Source organism: Xylanimonas ulmi (assembly GCF_004216535.1).
Lineage (GTDB): Bacteria > Actinomycetota > Actinomycetes > Actinomycetales > Cellulomonadaceae > Xylanimonas > Xylanimonas ulmi.
This window is the reverse complement of sequence record NZ_SGWX01000001.1, coordinates 3441387-3467352: the sequence shown is the minus strand read 5'-3', so window position 1 is coordinate 3467352 and position 25966 is coordinate 3441387. Positions and strand designations below refer to the sequence as shown.

At 73.1% G+C, this 25966-nt stretch carries 22 protein-coding genes and 1 tRNA gene; 6 read left to right on the top strand and 17 right to left on the bottom strand.

Translation table 11 applies throughout. From position 1 onward, the window contains the following. A tRNA-Ser gene (locus EV386_RS15920) sits at positions 1-87 on the bottom strand. 105 nt (positions 88-192) lie between these two features. Further along, on the bottom strand, positions 193-477 hold the full coding sequence (locus tag EV386_RS15915) for a hypothetical protein (RefSeq protein ID WP_130416286.1): 285 nt from the start codon (positions 475-477) through the stop codon (positions 193-195). A 151-nt stretch (positions 478-628) separates the two neighbouring features. Here EV386_RS15915 and EV386_RS15910 point away from each other — a divergent pair, with 151 nt between their 5' ends. Beyond that, positions 629-1474 (top strand): NAD-dependent protein deacetylase, encoded by an 846-nt coding sequence (locus EV386_RS15910; protein WP_242608113.1) that lies wholly within the window; start codon positions 629-631, stop codon positions 1472-1474. On the opposite strand, the gene EV386_RS15905 is transcribed toward EV386_RS15910, so the two are convergent. Next, the gene (locus EV386_RS15905; RefSeq protein ID WP_207216553.1) at positions 1461-2387 is read right to left on the bottom strand and encodes a hypothetical protein; all 927 of its coding nucleotides are present in this window, start codon (positions 2385-2387) and stop codon (positions 1461-1463) included. The genes EV386_RS15910 and EV386_RS15905 overlap by 14 nt on opposite strands. Continuing rightward, positions 2384-2791 (bottom strand): hypothetical protein, encoded by a 408-nt coding sequence (locus EV386_RS15900; protein WP_130416285.1) that lies wholly within the window; start codon positions 2789-2791, stop codon positions 2384-2386. The genes EV386_RS15905 and EV386_RS15900 overlap by 4 nt, the downstream gene beginning before the upstream one ends. 133 nt (positions 2792-2924) lie before the next feature. Between EV386_RS15900 and EV386_RS15895 the strand changes: the two genes are divergently transcribed. Beyond that, on the top strand, positions 2925-4577 hold the full coding sequence (locus EV386_RS15895; RefSeq protein ID WP_130416284.1) for a phytoene desaturase family protein: 1653 nt from the start codon (positions 2925-2927) through the stop codon (positions 4575-4577). A 42-nt stretch (positions 4578-4619) separates the two neighbouring features. On the opposite strand, the gene EV386_RS15890 is transcribed toward EV386_RS15895, so the two are convergent. The 5 genes from EV386_RS15890 to EV386_RS15870 form a co-directional block, all read right to left on the bottom strand. Beyond that, positions 4620-5624, bottom strand: coding sequence for a hypothetical protein (locus EV386_RS15890; RefSeq protein ID WP_130416283.1), 1005 nt, complete (start codon positions 5622-5624; stop codon positions 4620-4622). Between the two features lies 1 nt (position 5625). Continuing rightward, positions 5626-6105 carry a DUF6318 family protein gene (locus EV386_RS15885; RefSeq protein ID WP_130416282.1) on the bottom strand — a complete coding sequence of 160 codons (480 nt, stop codon included), beginning with the start codon at positions 6103-6105 and terminating at the stop codon, positions 5626-5628. Between the two features lie 302 nt (positions 6106-6407). Continuing rightward, the gene (locus tag EV386_RS15880) at positions 6408-8942 is read right to left on the bottom strand and encodes an ABC transporter ATP-binding protein (RefSeq protein WP_130416281.1); all 2535 of its coding nucleotides are present in this window, start codon (positions 8940-8942) and stop codon (positions 6408-6410) included. Between the two features lie 10 nt (positions 8943-8952). After that, positions 8953-10257, bottom strand: coding sequence for an AI-2E family transporter (locus tag EV386_RS15875; protein WP_242608005.1), 1305 nt, complete (start codon positions 10255-10257; stop codon positions 8953-8955). Next, positions 10254-10694, bottom strand: a complete 441-nt coding sequence (locus EV386_RS15870; RefSeq protein WP_130416987.1) for a nucleoside deaminase — start codon at positions 10692-10694, stop codon at positions 10254-10256. Before EV386_RS15870 ends, EV386_RS15875 begins: the two co-directional genes overlap by 4 nt. 291 nt (positions 10695-10985) lie before the next feature. Between EV386_RS15870 and upp the strand changes: the two genes are divergently transcribed. Next, positions 10986-11621: a uracil phosphoribosyltransferase gene (gene upp / locus EV386_RS15865; protein ID WP_130416280.1), complete on the top strand. Its 636-nt coding sequence runs from the start codon at positions 10986-10988 to the stop codon at positions 11619-11621. Between the two features lie 39 nt (positions 11622-11660). On the opposite strand, the gene EV386_RS15860 is transcribed toward upp, so the two are convergent. Beyond that, positions 11661-15719 (bottom strand): sigma-70 family RNA polymerase sigma factor, encoded by a 4059-nt coding sequence (locus tag EV386_RS15860; RefSeq protein WP_165399971.1) that lies wholly within the window; start codon positions 15717-15719, stop codon positions 11661-11663. Positions 15720-15869: 150 nt separating this feature from the next. On the opposite strand from EV386_RS15860, the gene EV386_RS15855 reads away from it, so the two are divergent. Then, positions 15870-16631: a hypothetical protein gene (locus EV386_RS15855; RefSeq protein ID WP_130416278.1), complete on the top strand. Its 762-nt coding sequence runs from the start codon at positions 15870-15872 to the stop codon at positions 16629-16631. A gap of 82 nt (positions 16632-16713) precedes the next feature. Here EV386_RS15855 and EV386_RS15850 read toward each other — a convergent pair whose 3' ends face one another. The 4 genes from EV386_RS15850 to dnaK form a co-directional block, all read right to left on the bottom strand. Beyond that, positions 16714-17169 (bottom strand): heat shock protein transcriptional repressor HspR, encoded by a 456-nt coding sequence (locus tag EV386_RS15850; RefSeq protein WP_130416277.1) that lies wholly within the window; start codon positions 17167-17169, stop codon positions 16714-16716. A 3-nt stretch (positions 17170-17172) separates the two neighbouring features. After that, positions 17173-18192, bottom strand: a complete 1020-nt coding sequence (locus EV386_RS15845) for a DnaJ C-terminal domain-containing protein (RefSeq protein WP_130416276.1) — start codon at positions 18190-18192, stop codon at positions 17173-17175. Between the two features lie 110 nt (positions 18193-18302). Continuing rightward, entirely contained in the window at positions 18303-18917 is a 615-nt protein-coding gene (grpE, locus tag EV386_RS15840; RefSeq protein WP_130416275.1) for a nucleotide exchange factor GrpE, read from the bottom strand. Next, complete coding sequence (gene dnaK / locus EV386_RS15835) at positions 18914-20770, bottom strand: molecular chaperone DnaK (RefSeq protein WP_130416274.1); 1857 nt, start codon at positions 20768-20770, stop codon at positions 18914-18916. The genes grpE and dnaK overlap by 4 nt, the downstream gene beginning before the upstream one ends. A gap of 229 nt (positions 20771-20999) precedes the next feature. Here dnaK and EV386_RS15830 point away from each other — a divergent pair, with 229 nt between their 5' ends. Then, positions 21000-21740 (top strand): ABC transporter ATP-binding protein, encoded by a 741-nt coding sequence (locus EV386_RS15830; protein WP_130416273.1) that lies wholly within the window; start codon positions 21000-21002, stop codon positions 21738-21740. Between the two features lie 83 nt (positions 21741-21823). Further along, positions 21824-22675, top strand: coding sequence for an ABC transporter permease (locus tag EV386_RS15825; RefSeq protein ID WP_130416272.1), 852 nt, complete (start codon positions 21824-21826; stop codon positions 22673-22675). 8 nt (positions 22676-22683) lie between these two features. On the opposite strand, the gene EV386_RS15820 is transcribed toward EV386_RS15825, so the two are convergent. From EV386_RS15820 to hypD, 3 genes are all read right to left on the bottom strand, one after another. Then, a complete protein-coding gene (locus EV386_RS15820) occupies positions 22684-23691 on the bottom strand; it encodes a HoxN/HupN/NixA family nickel/cobalt transporter (RefSeq protein WP_130416271.1) in 1008 nt (335 codons plus the stop codon). A gap of 103 nt (positions 23692-23794) precedes the next feature. Continuing rightward, positions 23795-24868 carry a hydrogenase expression/formation protein HypE gene (hypE, locus tag EV386_RS15815; RefSeq protein ID WP_130416270.1) on the bottom strand — a complete coding sequence of 358 codons (1074 nt, stop codon included), beginning with the start codon at positions 24866-24868 and terminating at the stop codon, positions 23795-23797. After that, positions 24861-25964 (bottom strand): hydrogenase formation protein HypD, encoded by a 1104-nt coding sequence (hypD, locus tag EV386_RS15810; RefSeq protein ID WP_130416269.1) that lies wholly within the window; start codon positions 25962-25964, stop codon positions 24861-24863. The genes hypE and hypD overlap by 8 nt, the downstream gene beginning before the upstream one ends. Positions 25965-25966: the final 2 nt, after the last annotated feature.

The following is a 25966-nucleotide window of genomic DNA, read 5'->3' as shown; positions in this document are numbered from 1 at the left end:
CGGTAGCGGTGGGATTTGAACCCACGGTGGACTTTCACCCACACACGCTTTCGAGGCGTGCTCCTTAGGCCGCTCGGACACGCTACCTTGCCGGTCGCAACCGGCCGTCCGAGGATACCCGCTCCGACCGCACGCCCCAAATCCCGCTCCCGGCGGCGCCCGCCGACCGCGTCGGATCGCGCCGCGCGACGCCTACCCTCTGTCGTCGAGCCCCTCGTCGAGTGCGTCGGGCCCCTCGTCGAGCACCTCGTCGGGGTGCGGCTGCTCCTTGATGTACTCCCACGCCTCGTCGCTCAGCAGGCGGCCATCGGGCAACTCGTCGGGATGCCGGTCGGGGTCGCTGCGGTAGGGGCCGCCGGCGCCGATCACGGCGTCGAAGATCGTGGTGCTGAGCTCCGAGCGCGGATTCTCCTTGAGCCAACGCCGCACGTCCGCGCTGAGCCTGCGCCACCAGCCCTCCGGCTCGTGAGTGCCCATCTTCGGAGTATGAGCGGGGCGTCCCCGCTGCGCGCGGGCACGCGCGAGCGCGCCGTAGGCTCGACCCGTGCCCGCCGACGCACGCCCGAGTCCGATCCTCAAGGCGCCCACGTACCAACAGCGCACCTGGACCCTGCCCGACGACGCCGTCGTGCGCCGCGGCACGGTCGACGACGCTGCCCGCGTGCTGCGCGGCCTGACGTTCACCGCCCTGACCGGCGCGGGCGTCTCGACCGACTCGGGCATCCCCGACTACCGCAGCCCCGACGCGCCGCCCCGCAATCCCATGACCTACCAGCAGTTCGTCGGCGACGAGGCGTTCCGCCGCCACTACTGGGCGCGCAATCACGTGGGCTGGCAGCACGTGCGCCGCACGCGGCCCAACGGCGGACACCGCGCGCTCGCCGCCCTGGAGGACCGCGGCCTGGTGCGCGGCGTCATCACGCAGAACGTCGACCTCCTGCATGAGGAGGCGGGCTCACGCAAGGTCATCGACCTGCACGGACGCTCCGACCGCGTCGTGTGCCTGCAGTGCGGCCGCGTCATCTCCCGTGCGCACCTGGCCGACCGGCTCACCGCGCTCAACCCGCACTTCCTCGACGAGGTGGTTGGCGGCGTCCGCAGCGTGACCGACGTCGAGGTCGCTCCCGACGCCGACGCCGTCATCGAGCAGACCGCCCATTTCCGGCCCGCGCCGTGCGAGTTCTGCGGCGGCGTGCTCAAGCCCGAGATCGTCTACTTCGGCGAGTCAGTGCCGCGCGAGCGCGTCGCGCGGGCCTACGCCATGGTCGACGACGCCGGCGCGCTGCTCGTGGCGGGCACGTCGCTCACGGTGATGAGCGGGCTGCGATTCGTGCGGCACGCGGCCAAGGCGGGCAAGCCGGTGGTCATCGTCAACCGGGGCGAGACGCGCGGTGACCCGCTCGCGACGGTCAAGGTCGACGCCGGGGTCACCGAGACGCTCACGGCGCTGACGGCGCTGCTCACCGCACGGTAGAGCGGTCGCGGGCGGCGCTCGCCATCGGCCCGACGCCGTCGGGGCGACGTCGGCGTTCGAGCGCCGCAAGCCACGGCGTGAGCCCGGTGGGCAGCGCGACGGCCGCGGCCGTGAGCACCCACGCCGAGTAGTCGAGGCCGAGGCAGGCCCAGATGCTCGTGTGCATCACCGCCACGGCGAGCGCGAACGGCGCACGCGTCCAGCGCCAGTACAACCAGAGCGGAGCCGTCAGCTCGAGCAGAAGCGCCCCGGTCGCGAGGGCCTGGGGGATCACCGGAAGGTGCGCGATCGCCTGCGGGAACGCGGCCCCGAACGGGCTGCCGTGCGCGCCCTCGAGCAGCACCCACGTCATGTTGTCCGAGAACGCCCACCGCGGCCCGCTGTGGACAAGCTTTTGGAACCCCGTCAGAAAGTAGACGCAGCCGAGCACCGCGAGGCTCGCGCGCGGCGGCCAACCCCAACCCGCGCCGCGCTCCCTGGGCCGCACACCGCGCCCCGGCGGCGACGCGAACAGCCACACCGCGCCCACCCACACCGTCAGCACGTCGTTGTGCATGACCTTGCCCGAGCTCGTCCACAGGCCGCACAGCACCAGATAGCACGCCCACGCGACCGCGAACGCCACCCGCGGCCGCAGCCGCGCGATCGCCGCCACCGCTGCCAGCACACCGACCACCTGTAGAGCGATCAGCGCCGAGGCGGGCAGGTCCGGCGCCCACCCCAAGAGGTTGGTGTGCGTGCGCAGGGCCGGATCGCGGTCCGCGAGCACGGTCCAGTCCCGCGCGGCCAACCGCAGCCCGACGACGGCGGCGACGCCCGCGTGCACCCAGCGGGCGTGGCGCGCCTCGCCGGGGGCGATGAGCAGCGCGTCGAACCGGCGCCGCTCGCGCCCGAGCCAGGCGGCCGCGCTCACGGCCGCACCTCCAGGACGACCTCGCGGCCGGTCTCCCGGCGCGTGAGCGTCTCCGGGTCGAGGCGCCAGGACGCGCGCTCCAGGACGACGACGTCGACCGACGCCGGGTCGATCCCGGCATCGCCGAGCCACGCGTCCACCTGCGCGACGGCGGCGTCGGGCGATCGGCGCGGGAGCGCGGCGAGCAGTTGCCCGCGGGCCGGGACGCGGGTGCGCGCGCCGTCGTCGGCGACGGCGGTGAGCTCGTAGGCGGCGCCGCCTCCAGTGCGCACGCTGCTGAACAGGCGGAAGGACGTCAACGGCCACAGCTCGACGTGGGTGACCGCGGCCACCAGCAGCACCGCGACCATGCCGTACGTGACCGCTCGGGCGCGGCGTCGCTGCCGCGCTTCGGCGCAGACCATCAAGGCTCCTCAAGGTTGCGGGCGCTGGCAAGGTAGCACCGTCCGACGGCGGCGGGACAGGGTCCAGGGCCGCCGGACAGCGGCTCGCCCCCGTCGCGGTGATTGGATGGTGGCCTGAAACGGGGAGGCGCATGTGGACGACGCCGTCGTCATCGGCTCGGGGCCCGGCGGACTCGCCGCGGCCGTGACGCTCGCCCGCGCGGGGCTGCGCGTGACGGTCCTCGAGGCTGAAGAGACCATCGGCGGCGGTGCGCGCACGCTCGACCTCGGGCTCGCGCCCGGCGTCGTGCATGACGTGTGCTCGGCCGTGCACCCGATGGCGTGGGCGTCGCCGTTCTTCCGCGCGTTCGACCTCGCGGCGCACGGCGTGGAGCTGCTCACCCCCGAGGTGTCGTACACGCAGCCGATCGACGGGCGGCCCGCGGCGGTCGCGTTCCACTCGCTCGACGCGACCATCGAGCGGCTCGGGCCCGACGGCGGCGCCTGGCGCTCGCTCCTGGGCCCGGCGTCGGACCAGTGGCGGGCGGTGACCGCCGTCGGGCTGGGCGACAAGCGGTCGGCGCCCCCAGGACTCAGTGGGGGCGCGCTCGGCGGCGGCGCGCTCGGCGCGGGCCTGCTTGGCGCCGCCCGATTCGGGCTCGGCGTGCTGGAGCAGGGCAGCCCCGCGTGGAACCTGCGTTGGCGAACCCCGGAGGCGGCCGCGCTGCTGACCGGCGTCGCCGCGCACACGATCACGCCGCTGCCGTCGCTCGCCGCGTCAGGAACCGCGCTCCTCCTCGGCGCCCTCGCCCACGCCACCCCCGCAGCAGCACCCCCACCCCGCGAGTTCGAGCATCCGTCGAGAGTTCGAGCACCCGGGGACTCGAACTCGCGACGAATGCTCGAACACGACGACGACGACGTTGGAGGCAGCGGCGGCGGCGGCAGCGGTGGTGGTGGTGGTGGCGGCGGCGTTGGCGGCGGGTGGCCGATTCCGCGAGGCGGTTCGCAGGCGATCGTCGACGCTCTCCTGCGGGACCTGCGGGCGCACGGCGGCGACGTCGTCACGGGACACCGGGTGCGGTCGCGCGCCGATCTGCCACCGGCCCGCGCCTACCTGTTCGACACCACTCCCCGCACGCTGCTCGACGTCGTCGGCGACGCCGTGCCCGAGCGCGTGCGGCGCGCGCTGACGCGGTTCCGCCACGGCGACGCCGCCGCGAAGGTCGACTTCGTGCTCTCCGGACCGGTGCCCTGGTCCGATCCCGAGCACGACGGCGCGATCGCCCGCGCCGGGACGGTGCACGTCGGCGGGACGCGAGCCCAGATGGCGCACGCCGAGGCCGAAGTGCACGCCGGGCGGCACGCAGACCGCCCGATGGTGCTGGTCAGCGACCCATCGGTCGTCGACCCAGGACGCGCCGTCGACGGACGACGCCCCCTGTGGGCATACGCGCACGTGCCGTCAGGGTCGACGCTCGACGTCACGCAGGCCGTCACCGCGCAGATCGAACGGTTCGCCCCCGGCTTCCGCGACGTCGTCGTCGCCTCGCGGTGCGTGCCGGCATCCCGCATGCCGGATCACAACGCGAACTATGTGGGCGGGGACATCGCGGCCGGAGCCGTCACGATGTGGCAGATGATCGCGCGCCCCTCGGCTCGGCTCGACCCGTATGGCGTCGGCGGCGGGGTCTACCTGTGCTCCGCGTCGACGCCTCCCGGTCCCGGCGTGCATGGGATGACGGGCTACCACGCCGCCCGCCGGGCGCTCCGCGAGGTCTTCGGGGTGCGCATCCCTGCGCTGTGAGTCGTCGCAGGCAAGCCGAAGGCCCCAGCCCCTCCCGCCCTCTTAGCAGGTGGTGTCCCCGTTGAGGGTGTCGCAGTACAGGTGGGTGCGGGCCTCGGTGAGGGTGTAGGTCCCGGCGGGGCTGGTGGTGGTGAGGGTGTCGGGGATGGTGGTCCAGGTCGGGGCGCCGAGGATGCGGTATTGGCCTTGCCAGGTGGTGGTCAGGGTGATGGTGACGTTGGTGCGGTATTTCGCGCCGTTGGCGGCGCGGTGGGTTTCGGCGTTCTTGCCGGTGGGGGTGTCGGGGTCGCCGAGGCGGGTCCAGGCGTGCGCGGTCCAGGTGTGGTCGACGTCGCCGTCGCCGGGGGTCCACGCCCTGCCGGGGTCGGTGGTGGTCAGGGTGGGTCCGGTGGGGGAGAACGGGTCGTCGAAGTCCCAGGTGTACTGGGTGGGGATGGCGCGGACCTGGACGGGCACGCCGAGCAGGGTGGCCTCGCGCGTGATGGGGGTGGCGGTGGTGTGGGCGGGGTACCAGGCGTTGACCAGCAGGGTCGGGGACGCGGTCTGCAAGGTCGCGTCGGGGGTGGGCACGTGCAGGGTCGCGAACTCCCGACGCGCCTCGGCCTGCAGGTCCGCGGCGGTCACGCACTGACGTCCCGAGACGAGCTCGGGGGTCCCGTACGTCCCGTCCGGCCGCAGGCGTTGGACCCACAGGGGGGCGAGCTCGTAGGACCCGTCCTGGCAGGGCGGCAGCGTGAACTCATACAGGGCGTCCTCGCCACACGGGCCGCTCGGAGACGACTCGATCCAGTCCGACCCCGCAGAGGCGAGCGCGCAATAGGTCGCATCCGCCCGGAAGAACAACTCCGCCGGCAACGACTGCTCCTTCTCCGTCCGGCCCCCACCCGACGACTCCCACGCAGAATCCTCCGCCTCGACCTGGAACTCGCCAACGTCACCATCGACGAACCCGTAGTAGCCCTCGCGATCGGCGCCGACAGCGGATGGAACGCCGGTCAGAGATCCAGCGGCGAGGCTCGCCGCCAGGAGTCCTGTTGTCACTCGCACGCTAGCTCTCCGGAATTGAACCGACGGTGAACACGACCCAGGCGCCATGGCGACGCGCGACCTCAACGCGTTTGACGTAACGCGACTCACCCGTCTCGAAGGCAACGGTCCCATCTGGCCTGATGATCCGCGTTGGGCTTTCGGCGATATCGAGGTCGATGGGCCAGATTCCGGTTGGCAAGTCCATCCGATAGGTGTGCCGAACCTCGGCACAGAGTTCGCCTCCGACAAAAGCATCGCCGCGCTCCGCGATCCTCTGCGCCTGCGCGAGTCGCCCTGCACAAAAGCCACAGACCTCGTGTGACATCGCCTCCCACTCGGCCGTGTCTCCGGTCGCCTGCGTATACGAGTCCAGTTTCACGAAATAGACCGCTGCGGCCTCGGCGCCGGCGGGGCCGTCGTCGTCCATCGCGGCGGGACGCTCGGGCTTGACCACGACGCGCGACGGCGTTGGGCTGGGCTCCGGCGGCGAGTCGGTCACCTCGGTGTCGGCGCTCGCGACGCCAGCCGGCGAACTCCCGTCGAACCGGCTCCCATCGGGCCCGCGGCCATCAGGCGAGCACCCGACGCCGCCCAGCAGTATGAGCGCCCCCAGCACCGCGGCGCCCCGACGCACCCTGTGACCCATCCGAGCAGTCCCCTCGTCGACCGACCCCAACAGGCGTCAAGATAGCCAGGCCGACGACCACGCCCAAGCGCCCTGTGGATAACCTCGTGGCCAGCGCGGACGCCTTGAGCGAGCAGGGTGTGGGGGTGGTTTCGACGGGCTCGACCACCCGGGGGTCAGATCGCGACGTCGGGCTTCGGGTGCGTGGCCGCGCGCGGCAGCGTGGCGCCGTCGGCGAACTGGACTGCGTCTGCGAGTCGCGCCTCGACCGCGCCCGCGCCGAACTGCTCCTGGTACAGCCGCGCGTACAGCCCTCCGCGCTCCAAGAGCTCGGCGTGCGTGCCCTGCTCCACGAGGCGCCCGTCAGCGATTCCGAAGATGACGTCGGCGTTCATGATGGTCGACAGGCGATGCGCGATCGCGAACGTCGTGCGGTCGGCCATGGCGCGTTCGAGCGCCTGCTGCACCAGTCGCTCGGTGGCGGTGTCCAGGGCCGAGGTCGCCTCGTCGAGGATGAGGATGCGCGGGTCCTTGATGAGCACGCGCGCGATCGACAACCGCTGCTTCTCGCCGCCCGACAGCCGGAATCCGCGCTCCCCCGTGATCGTCTCGTACCCGTCGGCGAAGCTCATGATCCGGTCGTGGATGTTGGCCGCGCGGCACGCCTCCACAATCTCCGCGTCCGTCGCGTCGGCGCGGGCGTAGCGCAGGTTCTCGGTGATCGTGCCGTGGAACAGGTAGGGCTCCTGCGTGACCATGCCGACGACGTCGGCCAGCGATCCGAGCGTCACGTCGCGCACGTCGACGCCGTCGACGAGGACGGCGCCGCGGGTCACCTCGTGCAGGCGCGGCACCAGGTACGTCAGCGTGGTCTTGCCCGAGCCCGACGGCCCGACGAGCGCCGCGAGCTGCCCGGCGCGCACCGTGAGTGAGAGGTCCGCGAGCGCCCACTTCTCGTCGTCGGAGATGCGGCCGTCTGCGTCGAGGTCTTCGCCCACCTGGGCGAGGTCGGTCACGTCGATGTCGAGGTACTTGCGGGCCTCGGGCAGCGGGGTCGGGGACGGCGGGGCGGTTTCGGCGGGCTCAATCGGCGAGTGGGTGGCGCGACGCGTGGTTTCGACAGGCTCAACCAGCGGGTGCGTGGCGCCTCGCGTGGTTTCGACAGGCTCAACCAGCGGGTGCGTGGCGCCTCGCGTGGTTTCGGCGGGCACGACCAGAGGCTCGGAGACGCGCAGGGAGACGGCCGCCGCGAGGCCTGGCGCCGACGTCGGCGGCAGCACGTTGGCGCCCGCCATGTCGGTCAGGGCCGCGACCATGGGCACCTCGAGCGCCCGATACCCGCGCCCGGAGCGGCCCCGCGGCCCGCGGCGGCCGCCTGCGCCGCCACCTGTGCCGCCGCCAGCCCCGCCGCGCCCACCAGCCCCGCGGCGCCCACCGCCGTCGGACGACGACGACGCCGCCCCGCCGGGCGCGGACTCGGCGCGGGTGGACGGGTAGCGGAACCACACGTCACGCAGTTCGACATCGCCGCGCACGTCGCTCTTGCGCAGCACGCGCGCGCCCGGGCGGTCGGTGATCGCGGGCTCAAGGTCGAGGTACTCGAACAGGCGCGCGAACAGCGCGAACGACGTCTGCACGTCGAGCGTGACGCGCATGAGCTGCACGAGCGGCTGCTGCAGCCGTGACTGCAACGTGGTGAACGCGATGATGGTGCCGGCCGTCAGGGTGGCGCCGCCGACCAGCGTGCCTCCGTTGATGAGCAGCCCAGCCACCAGGTACACGATCGCGGGCGTGAGGCCGAAGAAGGTCGAGACGATCGAGAAGAAGGTCTGCCCGGTCATCGCGTTGCGCACCTGAAGACGCGTCTGGCGGCGGTTCTCGCGCCGGTAGCGGGCCACCTCGACGTCGGCGCGGTTGAACACCTTGGCCAGCAGCACGCCCGAGACGCCGAGCGACTCCTCGGTGATCGCGGTCATCTCCGACAGCGACTCCTGCGTGCGCCGCTGCAGCGCCTTGCGCCGCTTGCCCACCCGCACCTGGATGACCATGAACAGCGGCATGAGCACGAGCGTGATGATGGTGAGCTGCCAGCTCAGCAGGACCATCGACACGAATGCCGCGATGACGGTGACGACGTTCTGCAGGATGGTGGTCGCGGTCGAGGTGAGCACCGAGCGCACCCCGCTGACGTCGTTGGCCAGGCGCGACTGGATGTCGCCCGTGCGCGTCGAGGTGAAGAACGCGAGCTCCATGCGCTCCAGATGCTCGAACAGCGCGACGCGCAGATCGGCCATGGCGCCGTTGCCGATGCGCGTGGTCAGCCAGGTCTGCCCGACGCCGATGAGCGCGCTCACCAGCGGGATCGCGACGAGCCCCCCGATGAGCCAGGCGAGCAGCCGCAGGTCCGGCGGCGCGACGGCGCCCGTCGGGCCCACCGGGAACAGCGCGTCGTCGAACACCGCGCGGGTCAGGAACGGGGCCACGCTCGTGAGCCCGGCGCTGATGACGACGGCCACCGCCACCAGCAGCAGCTGGCCCTTGTAGGGGGCGAGCAGCGTCGCGACGCGACGCAACACCGGCTGCCCGGGTGTGCCCGCGATGGGCGACGACGACGACGCGGCCGCGGTTGCCGGCGACGACGCGTCTGCGGCGACGGGGGCGGGCTTCGCTATGCCCGTAGAGCCGGGCTCGTCGGGGTCGGGTGCGGCCATTCCCCCATGCTCAGCCCGTCGGGCCTGGTTCGCGCGGCGTGGTTGCCCCGGGCTCCGTGCCCGGCGCGTCGGGCCCCGGGGACCCCTCGGGCCTGTCGAGCCTCCCGGTCCCGTCGTGTGCCGGGCCCGCTGCTCGGTCCCGCGACGCGCCCGCGCCCGACGCCGCCCCTGCTCCGGGGGCGCCGGCGGCACCGGCCCTCGCGGCCCGGGCCCCGTCCGAGGTCCGCGTCGCGCCAGGATCGGGCGCGGCGGCGTCGGCGGCGAGCGCGGGCACCAGCTCGTACCGCGTGCGGTACAGCTCCAGCAAGGAAAGCAGCATGGCCACGACGGGCACGGCGAGCAGCGCTCCCGCGATGCCGAACATCGAGGACCCGAGGATCACGGACCCGAAGCTCACCGCCGGGTGCACGTTGACGGCGCGCGAGCTGATGCGCGGCTCGATCGTCAGGTTCTCGACCTGCTGGTACAGCACACCCCAGCCGAGCACGATGACCCCGAGCCACGGGTTGGGGCTCAGCAGGCCCACAAGCACCGGCAGGGCGATCGAGATGTACGTGCCGATCGCGGGGATGAACTGCGCCAGGATGCCCGTCCACAGCGCGAGCGCCAGCCAGGAGGGCAGCCCGATGACCCCGAACACGATGGCGCTGCAGAACGCGTTGACGGTCGCCAGCAGCAGGCGCGCGCCGACGTATCGGCCGGTCTTGTCGGCCATGGTGTCCCACACCACGAGCGTCGCCTCCTGCGCGCGGGGCGGGAATAGCGACGCCATCCAGCGGCGCAGGCGCGGGCCGTCGGCCGACAGGTAGAAGAGCATGAGCGCGAAGATGAAGAACGTGCCCACGGCGCCCGCGATCGAGCCGATGACCGCCACGATGCCGCCGGCGATCTGGGTCGCGAAGGTGGCGGCGCTGCCCGCGTTGGCCTGGACCTGGGCGAGCAGGTCCTCCAGCGAGTAGCGCACGCCGAACTGCTCGTAGGACCAGTCGAGCGCCTGGTCGATGAGCCCCGGGATCCCCTGCACCAGCGACGAGATCTGCTGGACCACGAGGTTGCCGAACAGCGTGAAGAAGGTCCCCAGGAACAGCACGACGGCGAGCATGACCAGCCCGGTCGCCGCGGCCCGGGGCATGCGCCGGGCCAGTCGGCTGACCGCGGGCTCCATCGCGAGCGACACGAACCACGCGGTGAACACGGTGAACAGCAGCGAGCCACCCGCGTCCAGCACCGCCATCACGGTGGCGGCGAGCGCGATGAGCGCGAGCACCACCAACCCCGTGCGCCAGATGTTGCCCGGTTCGAAGACGACCTTCACGTTCGCTCCCGATGCGGCTCGAAGAATGCCCTCAGCAGGTCGGCGCACTCCTGCTCGCGCACGCCGCCCACGACTTCGACGGCGTGGTTGGCCCGCTGGTCGCGCACCAGGTCCCACACCGATCCACTCGCCCCGGCCTTGGGGTCCCAGGCGCCCAGCACGAGCCGGCGCACACGCGCCGCGACGAGCGCCCCGGCGCACATGGCGCACGGCTCAAGCGTCACGACCAGGGTGCAGCCATCCAGCCGCCACTGTCCGCGCGACATCGCGGCCTGGCGCAGCGCGAGCACCTCGGCGTGCGCGGTCGGGTCGCCCGTCTCCTCGCGCCGGTTGCGGCCCAACCCCAGCAGCCGCCCATCCGGTCCGACGACGAGGGCGCCGACCGGCACGTCGCCTGACGCGATCGCGTGGCTCGCCTCGTGCAGCGCCATGCCCATGAGGGCGTCCCACACCACGCGCCGCTCGGACAGGCCTGCGGGCGGGAACGTGCCCTGCGCCCAGGGCAGCGCGAGGCCTGCGGCGCGCACGCCTCCGGCGTCGTCGTCGCTCACGCACCCTCCCGCGGTCCTCAGGCTCGCAAGCAGCCTATAGACCGCGCCCCTGCGCAGGTGGCGTGCGACGGCGCGCGTGTCCCCGGACGACGTCGTCGCCCGCGCCCCGGTCACGCCCCGCGGGCTTCGCGCCAGGCCGGCCGTCGTCAACGCGGTCGGGCCGGTAGCGTGGGGCCCATGCGCCTGCACGTCGCCGACCACCCGCTGGTCGCCCACAAGCTCACCGTCCTGCGCGACAAGAACACGCCGTCGGCGACGTTCCGGCTGCTCGTCGACGAGTTGGTGACCCTACTCGCCTACGAGGCGACCCGGCACGTGCGCACGCACCCGCACGACATCGAGACGCCCGTGACCGCGACCACCGGCGTCAAGCTGTCCGAGCCCAGCCCGATCGTCATCCCGATCCTGCGCGCCGGCCTCGGCATGCTCGACGGCATGACCCGCCTGCTGCCCACGGCCGAGGTCGGATTCCTGGGCCTGCTGCGCGACGAGACCACCTACGAGGCGGTCACCTACGCCAACCGGCTGCCCGACGACCTGACCGACCGGCAGGTCTTCCTGCTCGACCCGATGCTCGCGACGGGCGGCACGCTGGTCGCCGCGATCGACTATGCGCTCGAGCGCGGCGCGCGCGACGTCACCTGCGTGTGCCTGCTCGCCGCGCCCGAGGGCCTGGAGGTCGTCGAGAAGGCTGTCGGCGACCGCGTCGACGTCCAGGTCGTCGTGGCCGCCGTCGACGAGCGGCTCAACGACAAGAAGTACATCGTCCCCGGGCTCGGCGACGCGGGCGACCGGCTGTACGGCATCGTCTGAGCGGCTCGGTCTGAGCGACCCGGAGCGACCCAGAGCGACTCAGCGCGACTCGCAGACCCCCGTGGACTGCCAGGCGCGGCTCCACTGCGGCGTCACGACCCACGCGTCCGAGGCGAACACGACCCCGATCACGCCGCGCGAGGCGCCGGCGCCGGCGCCGGCCGCGTGGCGACCGCGCTCCTGACCCCAGCCCGCGCCCCAGTTCGAGCCCCACGTCGCGCCTCGGTCGCGGTCGGCGTCACCGCCCGCGGACTGTGACGCCGTCGAGGTCTGCTCGGCGGAGGCCGCCTCGGACGACGACGGGGATGACGGGGATGACGGGGATGACGGGGACTGCGGCGCCGAGGACGGGGACTGCGGCGCCGCCGGACCGAGGTAGGTGTAGCCCTTCGACCCGAAGCTCACCTGGGCGCCGACGCCGTAGCCCCCGCTCGCCTCAGTCGCGCGGTCCCAGGCCGGAGCGCACCAGCCGGTCGTCCCGGTGAACGGATCGACCGTCAGCGTCGTCGACCAGGTCCGCGTCGAGACCGCGTAGCTGGCGCCCGTGCGGCCGAGCACGACGCCGGCGTCCACCGTCCTGGTCGCGCCCGCGGGCACCACCACGGTGTCGTGCGCGCCACCGTCGACGGTGAAGCGCACCGACACGTTGGAGCCGCGGTTGTCGAGCACCACCTGGGCGCTGCGCGTCGAGGTCGGGCTGCCCTTGTCGGTGACCGTGATGTCTCCGAGCTCCAGGTGGGCGTCGGGCGCGACGACGGTGCAGTCGACGGCGTCGTACTCGACCGTGCGTGTCACCGAGTGCTCCTTGCCCTCGATCACACGCGCGAGCTCGACGGTCACCTTCCCGCCCCGGGCGGTCAGGCCCCGGCCGAGGGGCCACGAGGCCACGGTCACGTTGCCCGACTCGGCCGCGACGTCGTCGCTCCACGGGCCACCACCGCGCTTGGCCCTGGCCGTGTACGCGGCGGCGCCGTCCGAGGCCAGTGACACGGCGACCTCGGGCCGCGACTGCGCCGAGCACTGGGTCGGCGCAGAGGCGGTCACACCCTGCGGCCAGTCGAGCGCCGCGCAGCTCGACACCGGCGTCGGCGCCTCACCGATCGGACGCCCATCGGCGAGCACCGCCAGCGACGTCGTCCCGAAGGCGACGGGCACGTCGGCGATCCGCGATGCGCCCGCCGGCACCGGGAACGTCAGACCTCCGACCGTGAACGTGACGGGCAGCGTCGAGCCGGTGTTGTCGAGCGGGATGCGCGCCACCTGGGTCGACGTCTCGGTGCTCGGGTCGTAGACGCAGGCCGGATCGAGGATGTCGCCGTCGAGCGCGCCGAGGGCGGGCGCCACCGTGGCGCCCGTGTACGCGGCGGTCGGAACCTCCCGCGGAACGACCCCCTTGGTCGGCAGGTCGCCGTCGGAGTCGGCCACCCAGCGGTACAGGTCGAAGGTCGCCACGCCGTCCGGCGCCGAGGTCCGGCCCGTGTCGATCGGCAGGCGGGCCGTCTCACCGGCGGCGACGCTCACCGACGCGCTCGTGAGTCCGCCCGCGCTCATGTCGGCCCGGAACGGCTCGTTCGTCGCGTTGGTGATCACACCGATCAGGCGCACCTGCCCGCCGACGTTCTGCGCGATCACATCGGTCGTGACGTCCCACGGCGGGTCGTAGCAGTCCACGGCGTCGAACCCGCCGGCGGAGAAGGTCGTCGAGTAGTCGACGCCGCCGGCCGGCACCGTGACGGTCCAGGTGGCGGCGCCCGCGGGCACGCGGATGCCGTCGTGGGCCACCAGGTCGACGCTCTCCCCAGGAGCCAGCACGCGCGAGGTCGCCGAGGATCCGGCCGCGTCGAGTCGGACGGTGAGCGGCTGCGTCGTCGTGTTGCGGTACGTGCCGGCGACGACGGCGTCGGCCACCCCGACCCCACCCGTCGCGGCGCACTGCGCGACGACGCCGCCGTCGGGCGCGGCGCCCTGCCACGCGGGCGCCACGGTCACGGCGCTCCTGCCCGAGACGACGTGACCGCCGTCGGCGACGACGGGAACCGCGTCGACGCGGCGCACGCCGTCGTGGGCCGTCGCCGCGGCGACCAGGTGCAGCGTCGCCAACAACCCGTCGCCCGGCGCCATCGGCGCTGCCTCGACCGCGGCGCAGGTCACGGTCTGCGGCGCGCCATCGTCCGGCGCGCAGGCGACGCCGTCGGCTCCCGCGAGCAGCAGCCCGTCAGGCAGGGTGACGCTGAGCGACCAGCCCACGGGGGCGTCCTGGTCACCCGTGTTGACGACGCTCAGCGGCAGGTCGCCCGTCCCGGGGTTCGCCAGGCTCGGCACGTCACCCAGCTGGGCCGTCAGCTCCGGACCGAACGTGTCGACTGCGGCAGGCGGCAACGCGACAGCGGTGCGCTCGACCCCAGCGGCCCACACCTCCCCGTCGATCCCGTACGTGCCCCCAGCGCGTGCGACGACGTCGAACTCCACCGTCGCGGTCGCCCCACCCTCGATGTCACCGAGGTGGCACACGACGTCGCCGCTGCCGTCGTCCGCCAGCTCGCAGCGCAGCGCCGCGGCCGAGATCGGCAGGCCGAGGACCGACGCGGCATTCCCGAACACCAGGTGGGTGAAGTCAGGTTCGAGACCGGGCGCCAGCGTGAGACGGGCCGTGGCGTCCCGCGCGATCTGCTCGCCGGTGTTGACCACACGCATCGCGACCCGCTGCGGGACGCGCGGCTCCAGCGTTCCCGTGATGACCGGCACGACCGAGAGCTTCGCCGGCTCGGCGACGATCATCGCCTGCCCCAGCACCGAGGTGTCCGACGGCCCGATGTCCACCGGGCCGGAGATCGACGGCGGATCGAAGACCGAGGGCGCCTGCTGGACGATCGACGTCGGCGTGGGCGCGGGGACGTCGGTGACCGGCGCCAAGGTCTGAAGCATCGTCACCACACCGACGGCGGCGACGGCGACCGCGCCCGCCGCTGCGGCCATGCCGGTGCCGCCGACGAGCGCTCCGGCGCCCGCCGTCACGGCGACCGAGGTGGCGACGGCGGACCCGGTGGCAGCCGCGGCGGTCCCGGCGGCGGCCGTGCCGGCGGCGGCGGCGGTGCCTGCGGCAGCAGTTCCGGCGGCGGCCGTACCCGCAGCAGCAGTTCCGGCGGCGGCCGTACCCGCAGCGGACGCCGCGCCCGTCGCAGCCGCGCCGGTCGCAGCCGCGCCCGTCGCAGCGGCCCCGGTGGCCGCCGCGGCCGCCGTCGAACCGGCAAGGGCGCCCAACGGGAGCGCGCCGAGCAGCCCGAGCCCGGCGACGCCGAGCACGAGCGGCGCGATCACGCCACGCATCCCGTGTGCGACGTCGGACAGCTCAAGAACGAGGGTGCGGCAGTCGCCGCACTCCTTGAGGTGGGCGTCGACCTTCGCGACCTCACGGTTGGCGAGCGCACCACGCACGTACCCGCCCAGCAGCGCGTTGACCGTCCGACACCCATCGGCGGGCTCGCTCGACAGGTGCTGCTGGAGGTATCCGACCCGCAGGCCCTCGCGCGCACGGTAGGCGAGCGCCGAGACGCCGTTCGGGGTCAGGCCGAGGATCGGCGCGATCTGAGCGGGCGTGCAGCCCTCGACCTCGGTGTACCAGAGCACGGCCTGCCAGCGTTCGGGCAGGCTCTGGTAGGCGCGCGACACGACGGTCTTCTCGAAGCCGGCCAGAGCCGGGTCCTCCGACGAGGGCTCCGCAGACAGGGCCGACTCGAACGTGGCGGTGTCCCCGGTCGGGCGCATGCGCTGGTTACCGCGGGTCATCTCGACCGCGACATTGCGCACGACGGTGAAGAGGTAGGCGCGGAACATCTGGTCGGGACCCTGGCCTGCCTGCAGAACGCCGAGCACCCGGGCGAAGGCGTCCGAGACGACGTCGTCGGCGTCGGAGGCGTTGCGGACGTACGACTGCGCCAGCCGCCGAGCCGCGGCGGCGTGCCGCCCGTAGAGCTCGCCGTACGCGCTCAGGTCTCCCGAGCGCACCCCGACGATCAGCTCCGCATCGCTCGGCGAAGGGAACTGATCGTCTGATTCGACATAGACGTCCGTTCCGTACTCCCGACCTCGGGCAGCCACACCTATCCCAAGGGACACCTTGGGTTACCTTGGTCACTATAGGTGCGTGTCACCCACCTGCCGAGGGTGAAACCACACTGTGGACAGAAGCGATGGGTGGTTGAACGCGCGACGGTGGGCGATGATGGGACGCCATGGGGGGTGTGTGACGTGAGCAGGTTCCAGGCTGGCGTGCCAAGGGCCGCCGAGTTGCGCGACCGCTGGCGCGCCACGAGCCTCGCGGACGTCTGGCTGCGACCGAGTGACTGGTATCACCCCGCCGTCGACGCGCTCGCCGAGGCCGTCGAGGCCGACCGCAGCCCCGTCGCCGCCGCCCAGCGCTTGGGCGCCGCGCGCGCCGTGGCCGGTGTCGGAATGGGCGAGGCCCTCGACGATGTCATGTGCCTGTACCGCACGACCGGCTGCCCCACGGACCCGGCGGCGCTGCGCGCCGTGGCGGTCGGCTGGGCCGAGAGCCAGGGAGCCGCGAGCCAGGCATCCGTCCGCGACCCCTCGACGGGGCTGCCCACGGCCGACTACCTGGGCGAACGCCTCCGCGAGGCGTACGGAGAGGCGCAGCGCTCGGGGACCGCGGTGGCTGAGACCGCGTGCCTCGTGGTGCTCGACGTCGCGCTCGACGACCTCGACACGTGGCGGCGCACCGCACGGTCGGCGACCGTGGGGCGCACCCTCGACCAAGTCTTCGGCGAAGGGCACCCCATGGCGGTGCTGACCGACGGCCTGTACGCCGTCCTGACCTCGCGCACGAACGTCACCCCGCACCTGGCGCAGACGCTGCGTCGCGTGGTGGAGAAGAACGCCGAGATCCTCGGCTTGGCGGGCGCGATGCGCCGTCCCACACGCGTGTGGATCGAGAGGCTGCCGGCCACGCACGCCGACGCCGTCGACCTCTTGGGCCACCTCGGGCGTTGACCCGCGCGCACGCGGAGAGCGCCACATCCGCCGACGCGCCGAAACACAGACCGGCCGCACGCGCTGACGGTGCGCGCCGGCGTCAGCCCTCGCGCGACCCCCGGCTCGGACGCCACAGCACGAGCGCGCCGCTCGCGGCCCGCGAGTCGCCCTCACGCAGGTCCGAATACCGCACGCGCCGCCCACGCTGCACCACGACGACGTCGCCCTCCGTGCCCGCGGCGAACACGCGGCGCTCGGCCTGGTACTGCTCGGCCTGGTAGGCCAGAAGTTGGGCGAGTTGCCCCTCCAGTGCGCTGACGTGCCGCTCCAGGTCGAGGATGCGCTTGATCCCGGCGAGGTTGATGCCCTCGACCTGCGCGAGCCGCTGCACCTCGAGCAGGTTCTCGACGTCGCGGCGCGAGTAGCGCCGCCCCCGCCCGATCGTCCGCCGCGGCACGACCAGGCCCAGCCGGTCGTACTGGCGCAGCGTCTGCGGGTGCATGCCCGCGAGCGCGGCGGCCTGGGAGACGGTCAGGACAGGGGCGTCGTCACTCATGGCTCAGGCCTGGGCGGCGCGCGCCACCAGGTCGGCGCGCAGGTCGACGTGGTCGCTCTCGGCGGCGAACGCCTCCAGCGCCTCCTTGGCCTTCTTGCTGAGTTTCTGCGGCACCACGACCTGCACCGTCACGAGCAGGTCGCCCGTGCCCTTGGGCGTCGTCACGCCGCGGCCCTTGACGCGCAGCACGCGGCCCGACGGCGTGCCGGCCGGAACCTTGAGGCGCACCGTGTCGCCGCCGAGCGTCGGCACCTCGATCTGCGCGCCGAGCGCGGCCTCCGCGAACGTGACCGGCGCGCTCGCGCGCAGGTCGCGGCCCGACAGGGTGAACACCGGGTGGGCGCCCACGTGGACGGTGATGACCAGGTCGCCCGCCGCGCCTCCGGCGCCGCCGGGTCGGCCCTTGCCGCGGATGCGCAGCTTCTGCCCGTCGTTGACGCCCGCGGGGATGCGGGTCGTGACCTTCTTGCCGTCGACGGTGAGCTCGACGGTGGCGCCCTGCACCGCGGTGCGCAGCGGCAGCGTCGTCTCGGCGGCGAGGTCGGCGCCCTTCTCGGGTGCTTGGAAGCCCGCACGGCGCCCGCCGCCGAAGCCGCGCCCGCCTCCGGCTCCGGCTCCGGCTCCGGCGAACATCGACCCGAGGATGTCCTCGAATCCGCCGCCGCCCGCCGTCGAGTAGCGCACGCGCGAGTCGCCGGGGGCTCCCCCGCCGAACATCGCGCCGAAGATGTCCTCGAACCCGCCGCCGCCCGCGCCTGGGCCGCCGGCCTGGAACCGCGCGCCGCCGCCCGCCATCGTCCGGATGGCGTCGTACTGCTTGCGCTGCTCGGCGTCGGACAGCACGGCGTACGCCTCGCCGATCTCCTTGAACTTGGCCTCCGCCTTGGCGTCGCCCTGGTTCTGGTCGGGGTGGTACTGGCGCGCGAGCTTGCGGTACGCCTTCTTGATCGCCGCGTCGTCAGCGTCCTTGGCGACGCCCAACGCGCTATAGAAGTCCTTCTCGATCCAATCCTGCCCGGTCACAACCCCCGCCTCCCTTCACTCCACCCCGCCGAGGTACCGGTCCTCGGTCGAGGTACCGGTCCTCGGTGATTGAGGACCGGTACCTCGACCGAGGACCGGTACCTCGCGGGTCATTCGGGGCCGACGACGCCGACGCGGGCGGCGCGGACGACGCGGTCGGCGATGCGGTAGCCCGGTTCGATGACCAACTCGATGGTGGTCGACTCCGCGTCGGCGGTGGTGCGGTGCATGAGCGCGTCGTGCACCGTGGGGTCGAACTCCTCGCCCACGACGCCGTAGCGCTCGATCCCGAACCTCGCCAGCGACGCGTCGAGCTTCTCCGCGATCGCCGCCATCGGGCCCGTGAGCTCGGCGTGCGCCTTGGCCCGCTCGATGTCGTCGAGCACGGGCAGCAGCGCCGTCAGCACGTCCTCCAGCCCCCGGGCGCGCGCGGCCTCCTGGTCGCGCAGCGCACGGTTGCGGTAGTTCGTGAACGACGCCCGCTCGCGCTGCAGCGCGTCGAGGTGCTCGGCCGCCTCCGCCTTGGCCTTCTCCAGCTCGGCGGTCTCGGCCGAGGGCTCGAAGTCGAGCCCGGACAGCGGGTCGACGTCGGACGCCTCGTCGGCGGCGGGGGCGCCCCCCTCACGGGGGGCGCCGGTCGCCGGGTCGACCTTGCGCTTGTCGGAGAACGTGAAGGGCTTGTCGCCCTCCGGCACCTGACCGGCGCCCTGCGACTCGTCCGTCACTTGGACTCGTCCTCGTCCACGATCTCGGCGTCCACGACGTCGTCGTCCGACGACGGCGCGGAGCCCGCGGCCTCGGAGTCGGCCGGGGCCGCCTGCTCCTGCTGGGCGTAGAGCGCCTGACCGATCTTCTGCGACGAGGCGCCGAGCTTCTCGTAGGCGGCCTTGACAGCGTCGGCGTCCTCGCCCTCCAGGGCGGTCTTGACACCGGCGATGTCGGCCTCGACCTCGGTGACGACGTCGGCGGGGAGCTTGTCGCGGTTGTCCGCGATCTGCTTCTCCATCGAGTAGGCGAAGGCCTCGGCCTGGTTGCGGGTCTCGGCCTCCTCACGGCGCTTCTTGTCCTCGGCGGCGTGCGCCTCGGCGTCCTTGATCATCCGGTCGATGTCCTCCTTCGGGATGGCCGAGCCACCCGTGATGGTCATCGACTGCTCCTTGCCCGTGCCGCGGTCCTTGGCCGAGACGTGCACGATGCCGTTGGCGTCGATGTCGAAGGTGACCTCGACCTGCGGGACGCCGCGCGGCGCCGGCGCGATGCCGGTCAGCTCGAACGTGCCCAGCGGCTTGTTGTCGCGCGTGAACTCGCGCTCGCCCTGGAACACCTGGATCGCCACCGACGGCTGGTTGTCCTCGGCCGTCGAGAAGATCTCCGAGCGCTTGGTCGGGATGGCGGTGTTGCGCTCGATGAGCTTGGTCATCACGCCGCCCTTGGTCTCGATGCCGAGCGACAGCGGGGTGACGTCGATGAGCAGGACGTCCTTGCGGTCGCCCTTGATGACGCCGGCCTGCAGCGCGGCGCCGACGGCCACGACCTCGTCCGGGTTGACGCCCTTGTTGGGCTCCTTGCCGCCGGTCAGCTCGCGCACGACGTCGGCGACGGCGGGCATGCGGGTCGAGCCGCCGACCAGGACGACGTGGTCGATGTCCGACACGGAGATGCCGGCGTCGCGGATGACGTTGTGGAACGGCGCCTTGGTGCGGTCGAGCAGGTCCTGGGTCATCTGCTGGAACTGGGCCCGCGTGAGCTTCTCGTCCAGGTGGATGGGGCCGTTCTCCGACATCGACAGGTACTGCATCGAGATGTTGGTGCTCGTCGCGGACGAGAGCTCCTTCTTGGCCTGCTCGGAGGCCTCGCGCAGACGCTGCAGCGCGATCTTGTCCTTGGACAGGTCGACGCCCGAGGAGTTCTTGACCTGCTTGATCAGGTGCTCGACGACGCGGTTGTCCCAGTCGTCGCCGCCCAGGCGGTTGTCGCCCGAGGTGGCGCGCACCTGGATGGTGGCGAAGCCGTCGTCGGCGTCCTTGCCCACCTCGAGCAGCGAGACGTCGAAGGTGCCGCCGCCCAGGTCGAAGACGAGGATGAGCTCGTCCTCCTTGCCCTTGTCGAGGCCGTAGGCCAGCGCGGCGGCGGTGGGCTCGTTGACGATGCGCAGCACGTTGAGGCCGGCGATCTGCCCGGCGTCCTTGGTGGCCTGGCGCTCGGCGTCGTTGAAGTAGGCCGGGACGGTGATGACGGCGTCGGTCACGGGCTCGCCGAGGTACTCCTCGGCGTCGCGCTTGAGCTTGCCGAGCACGCGGGCGCTGATCTCCTGCGCGGTGTACTTCTTGTCGTCGATCTCGACCGACCAGTCGGTGCCCATGTGGCGCTTGACCGAGGAGATGGTGCGGTCGACGTTGGTGACGGCCTGACGCTTGGCGACCTCGCCGACCAGCACCTCGCCGGTCTTGGAGAACGCGACGACCGACGGCGTCGTGCGCGCGCCCTCGGCGTTGGCGATGACGGTGGGCTCCCCGCCCTCCAGGACGGCGACGACGGAGTTGGTGGTGCCGAGGTCGATGCCGACTGCTCGAGCCATGGTGGTGTTCCTCCGGTGGTACTGGGTTGAGTCTGCTGCGCTCAACTTAGTTCGCGTCTCCCGGCAAGGCAAGCCAGCGTCGCGAAACTTGAGCCTGGCCCGCTCAACTTTCACGCGCAGCGAAATCCCCGTGCGACGCCGGCGACCGTCGCTCACTTGCGGCCAGGTCATGGAACCTTCTGCTCACAGGCATGAATCGGGATGGCGACGGTCACGGACCATGGTCGCCATGACGAGCGCAGCCATCCGGGTCACCCACCTCCGCAAGGCCTACCCGGGCAAGGTCGCCGTCCAGGACGTGTCGTTCGAGGTGCGCCCCGGTGAGATCTTCGGGGTGCTCGGCCCGAACGGCGCCGGCAAGACGACAACGGTCGAGTGCGTCGCCGGGCTGCGCCAGGCCGACGGCGGCCAGATCACGGTGCTCGGCGTGGACCCGCAGGCCCACCCCGAGGCGGTGCGCGAGCACATCGGCGTCCAGTTCCAGGAGACCCACCTCCACGACAAGATCACGGTGCGCGAGGCGCTGGGCATGTTCGCCGCATTCCACGCGAACCCGGCCGACGTCGACAACCTCATCGGCATGCTGGGCCTGACCGAGAAGGCCGACGCCCGGTTCAAGACGCTCTCGGGTGGGCAGAAGCAGCGGGTGTCGATCGCGCTCGCGCTCATCGGCAAGCCCGCCGTGGCGATCCTGGACGAGATGACCACCGGACTGGACCCCCAGGCGCGCCGCGACGTCTGGGACGCGATCCGCGCGGTGCGCGAGGCGGGGACCACGGTGCTGCTGGTCACCCACTTCATGGAGGAGGCCGAGCGGCTGTGCGACCGCCTCGTGCTCATCGACTCAGGCCGCGTCGTCGCCGAGGGCACACCCGCCGACCTCATCGCCGCGACCCCCGACGCCGCCTCGCTCGAGGACGTGTTCGTCGCGCGCACCGCCGCCAGCTCGCCGCGACACGTCTTCGCCTGAGCCTCCTGAGCCTCTTGAGCGCCCCCGCGCCCGCGCCCGCGCCGAGCCGCTGACCTCCCCCGGACATCCGAAGGACCGCCGACATGACCTCCATCGCCACTGACGCGCCGCCGACCGCCGCGCCGCAGACCGCCCCGACGCGAGCCGCGCGCCCCGGCCTGCTCGGGCGCGGCTTCACCACGCTGCTGGCCACCGAGGCCAAGGTGTGGCTGCGCGACTCCTCGATCTTCTGGGTCGCGTTCCCGACGCTGATACTGCTGGTGAACATGCTCATGGCGCCCGAGCTGCGCGAGGTCGCCCAGGGGTATGGGTGGCAGGACGCCCAGGGCCACCCGATCTACGGGTCGGCCGTCATCCTGGCGCTGATCCCCGGGTTCATCGCGATGGGTATGGGGATGACCACGCTCGCGATCCTCCCGGCCACCTTCGGCGGGTTCCGCGAGAAGGGAGTGCTCACGCTGTTCTCAGCCTCGCCCATGCGCCCGCAGGCCCTGTTCGCCGCGCACGCCCTGATCAACGTGGCCGCCTCCCTGCTGGGCGCAGTGGTCATGGTCGCCGTCGCCGCCGCGATGACGCCCATCGCGATGCCGCAGAACCTGGCCCTCACCCTGGTCGGCATCCTGCTGGGCCTGGCCGCGCTGCTGGCGATCGGGTCGCTCGTGGCCGCCGTCGTCCCCAAGACCAACGTCGGCACGATCGTCGGCAACACGCTGTTCTTCATCTTCCTGTTCGTCTCGGGCGCCATGGGCGGCTCCGCGGCTCCGGGCGACCTGCTGTACGAGATCGCGCGCGCGACGCCGATGGGCGCGGCCGCGCAGATCATGCAGTACGGCTGGATCGGCGGCGAGACCTTCCCGTGGATCCAGATGGTGGTGCTGGCCGCCTGGACGCTGGTGTGCGCCCCGCTCGCGGTCAAGCTCTTCCGCTGGCGCTGACCTTCCCCTCACACCTGGGGTCCGCGGCGGTCGGGCCGCCTGCGGCCCCGGGCCAGCGCGACGCCCCAGGCGAGGGCCAGCACGAGGACGAGCCCGACGCCCACCGCCGTCGTGTCGACCGCGCCGAGGCGGCCGAGCGCCGCCGCTCCGGGCCATGTGTCGGCCGCGAGCCCGGCCCAGAGCAGCGCGCCGATCACCGAGGCCGCCGAGACGCACACGCCCGTGACCGTCAGGTTGTAGCGCCGCCGCGCGGCGGGCGAGCCGTGCGCGGCGAACCCGTACGCCTGCGACATCAGGACGCCGTCGAAGGTGTCGAGCAGCGACATCCCGGCGGCGAAGGCGAGCGGGGCGGCCAGGGCGCTCCACGCCGACGCCTCGGCGCCCGCGGCCAGCACCAGCAGCGTGACCGACGACGCGGTGTCGAGCCCGAGCCCCATCATCAGCCCCACGGGGAACAGGCCCGAGGCGCGCGAGCCGCGCGCGGTCAGGCGCCGCAGCAGCGGCGTCAGCACCCCGGACGGCCCCGGGCGCACGGGCGCCGCCGAGCGGAGCTGACGCCACCAGGTGACGCCGTTGACGACGGCGAGCGCCGAGAGCACCACGGCGGCCGAGACCGTCCCGACGCGCGCGAGCGCGTCCACCGCGCTCTGCGCGGCGCCCGCCGCGAGCCAGCGCAGCCCGGCCCACCCGGCCACGGTCGCGACGAGCACGACCGTCGAGTGCCCGAGCGAGAACCACAGCCCCATGGCGCCCGCGGGCAGGCCGCGCGTCGTCAGGCGCCGCGTCGCGGAGTCGATGACGGCGATGTGGTCGGCGTCGAGCGCGTGCCGCAGCCCCAGCAGGTACGCGGTCCCCACCAGCGCGAGCGCGGCGGCATGGCCCGCCAGGACGGCCGCGGCCAGTGCGAGCGCGGCGGCCAGGTGCGCGGCCACCACGCCCAGCGCGACGGCGCGCAGTCCCGCGACGCGCAGTCCCACGACGCGCGCGGCTGCCGGGGTCGGGGTGGGTACGCTCATCGGTGTCTCCCTCACGTCAGTGTGCGCGCGGCGTTCGCGGAGCGTCGAGGCGGTGGGGCACCGAGGCGGGGGGCGTCGAGGCGGGGGCGTCGAGGCGGCGGCGTCAGCAGATCCGCGGAAGCTGCTCACCCAGCGGCCGGTCGATCACGCGCCGCGCCCCGAGCCGGGTGCGGCCCACGAGCAGGCCCGGGTGCGCGTCGGTGATCGAGCCGACGACGGCGGCGCCGCGCCCCGCGGGGTCGGCGCCCATCACCGCGAGCGCCGGGTCGGCGTCGTCGGGCGCGACGACGGCGACGAGCTTGCCCTCGTTGGCCACGTGCAGCGGGTCGAGCCCCAGGAACCCGCACGCCGCGGCGACGGCGTCGGGCACAGGCACCGCGGCCTCGTCGAGCACGACGCCGACCCGGGAGTCGGCGGCGATCTCGGTCAGCGAGGCCGCGAGGCCGCCGCGTGTGGGGTCGCGCAGCACGCGCACGTCGATCCCGGCGGACAGCAGCCCGGCGACCATGCGGTGCAGCGACGCGGAGTCGGTCCGCAGCGTGGTGCCGAACTCCAGGCCCTCGCGCTGGGAGAGGATGGCGACGCCGTGCTCGCCGATGGGCCCCGAGACGATGACGACGTCGCCCGGGCGGGCCCGTGCGGGGCCGATCTCGACGCCCGCGGGCACGACGCCGATGCCGGCGGTGTTGACATACAGACCGTCGGCGTGGCCCTGGCCGACGACCTTGGTGTCCCCCGTGCCGATCGGCACGCCGGCCGCGTGCGCCGCCCGGCCCATGTCACGCGCGACGCGCGCGAGCGTGTCGATCTCAAGGCCCTCCTCGAGGATGAGCCCGCACGAGAGCATGAGCGGGAGCGCGCCCGACATCGCCAGGTCGTTGATGGTGCCGTGCACCGCCAGGTCCCCGATCGACCCGCCGGGGAAGAACAGGGGCGCGACGACGTAGGAGTCGGTCGAGAACGCGAGGCGGCCGCCGTCGGCGAGTGCGGCGGGCACGTCCACGAGCGCGGAGTCGCGCAGGCCGCCGGCGGGGGCGCCACCGAACGCGGGCAGGATGACCTGCTCGATCAGCTCGGCCGACAGGACGCCGCCGCCCCCGTGGCCCAGGACGACGCGCTCGCCCGCGCGCACGGGCAGCGGGCAGCTCCACTGATCGGGAGGGGAGATCTCAGGCACCGGACGGCACCTCCAGGCGACGGAACGCGTAGTAGGCGGCGCACGCCCCCTCGGACGAGACCATGGTCGCGCCCAGCGGCGAGCGGGGGGTGCAGCGGGAGCCGAACGCCGGGCAGTGGTGGGGTTTGAGCAGGCCCTGCAGCACCTCGCCCGCGCGGCAGTCGGGCGACTCACGCACCTCCAGGTCGTCGACGGCGAACCGGCGCCCGGCGTCGAAGTCGGCCCACTCCCCCGACAGCCGCCAGCCCGAGGCGGGGATCTCACCGATGCCGCGCCACTTGCGGTCGCACACCTCGAAGACGTCCGCGAGCACCCGCTGCGCCACCGGGTTGCCCTCGGCGGCGACGGCGCGCGGGTAGGCGTTGCGCAGCGCGGGGGCGCCCGCCTCCAACAGCTCGACGCTCTGGCGCACGCCCGCGAGCAGGTCGAGCGGCTCGAACCCGGTCACGACGATCGGCACGCCGAACCGCTCCACGAGCGGCCCGTACTCGGCCGTGCCCATGACGGTGCACACGTGCCCCGCCGCGAGGAACCCCTCGACGCGGCAGCGCGGGGAGCGCATCACAGCGGTGATGGCCGGGGGCACGCGCACATGCGAGACCAGCATCGAGAAGTTGCGCAGGCCGCGCTCACGCGCGGCGACCACCGCCATGGCGTTGGCCGGCGCCGTCGTCTCGAAGCCCACACCGAAGAACACGACCTGCTTGGCGGGGTTGTCGGCCGCGATCCGCACCGCGTCGAGCGGGGAGTACACGACGCGCACGTCGCCGCCGTCGGCCCGCACGTGGAACAGGTCGCGCCCGGACCCCGGAACGCGCAGCATGTCGCCGAAGGAGCAGAAGACGACGTCGGGCCGCGAGGCGATCTCCAGCGAGCGGTCGATCATCTCCAGCGGCGTCACGCACACGGGGCACCCGGGGCCGTGGATGAACTCGACGGCGCCGGCCAGCAGCGTGTCGACGCCGTTGCGGATGATCGAGTGCGTCTGCCCGCCGCACACCTCCATGAGGGTCCAGGTGCGGGTCGCGGTCGCCTTGATCTGCTCGATCATGCGGCGGGCCAGGACCGGGTCGGCGAACTCGTCGAGGAACCTCATCC

Bases quoted from the DNA above. Each gene is read 5' to 3' on its own strand.
- EV386_RS15915 (WP_130416286.1), bottom strand. From the start codon at position 477: ATGGGCACTCACGAGCCGGAGGGCTGGTGGCGCAGGCTCAGCGCGGAC.
- EV386_RS15900 (WP_130416285.1), bottom strand. From the start codon at position 2,791: ATGGTCTGCGCCGAAGCGCGGCAGCGACGCCGCGCCCGAGCGGTCACG.
- EV386_RS15880 (WP_130416281.1), bottom strand. From the start codon at position 8,942: ATGGCCGCACCCGACCCCGACGAGCCCGGCTCTACGGGCATAGCGAAG.
- EV386_RS15870 (WP_130416987.1), bottom strand. From the start codon at position 10,694: ATGGGCATGGCGCTGCACGAGGCGAGCCACGCGATCGCGTCAGGCGAC.
- upp (WP_130416280.1), top strand. From the start codon at position 10,986: ATGCGCCTGCACGTCGCCGACCACCCGCTGGTCGCCCACAAGCTCACC.
- EV386_RS15850 (WP_130416277.1), bottom strand. From the start codon at position 17,169: ATGAGTGACGACGCCCCTGTCCTGACCGTCTCCCAGGCCGCCGCGCTC.
- dnaK (WP_130416274.1), bottom strand. From the start codon at position 20,770: ATGGCTCGAGCAGTCGGCATCGACCTCGGCACCACCAACTCCGTCGTC.
- EV386_RS15830 (WP_130416273.1), top strand. From the start codon at position 21,000: ATGACGAGCGCAGCCATCCGGGTCACCCACCTCCGCAAGGCCTACCCG.
- EV386_RS15825 (WP_130416272.1), top strand. From the start codon at position 21,824: ATGACCTCCATCGCCACTGACGCGCCGCCGACCGCCGCGCCGCAGACC.
- EV386_RS15820 (WP_130416271.1), bottom strand. From the start codon at position 23,691: ATGAGCGTACCCACCCCGACCCCGGCAGCCGCGCGCGTCGTGGGACTG.
- hypD (WP_130416269.1), bottom strand. From the start codon at position 25,964: ATGAGGTTCCTCGACGAGTTCGCCGACCCGGTCCTGGCCCGCCGCATG.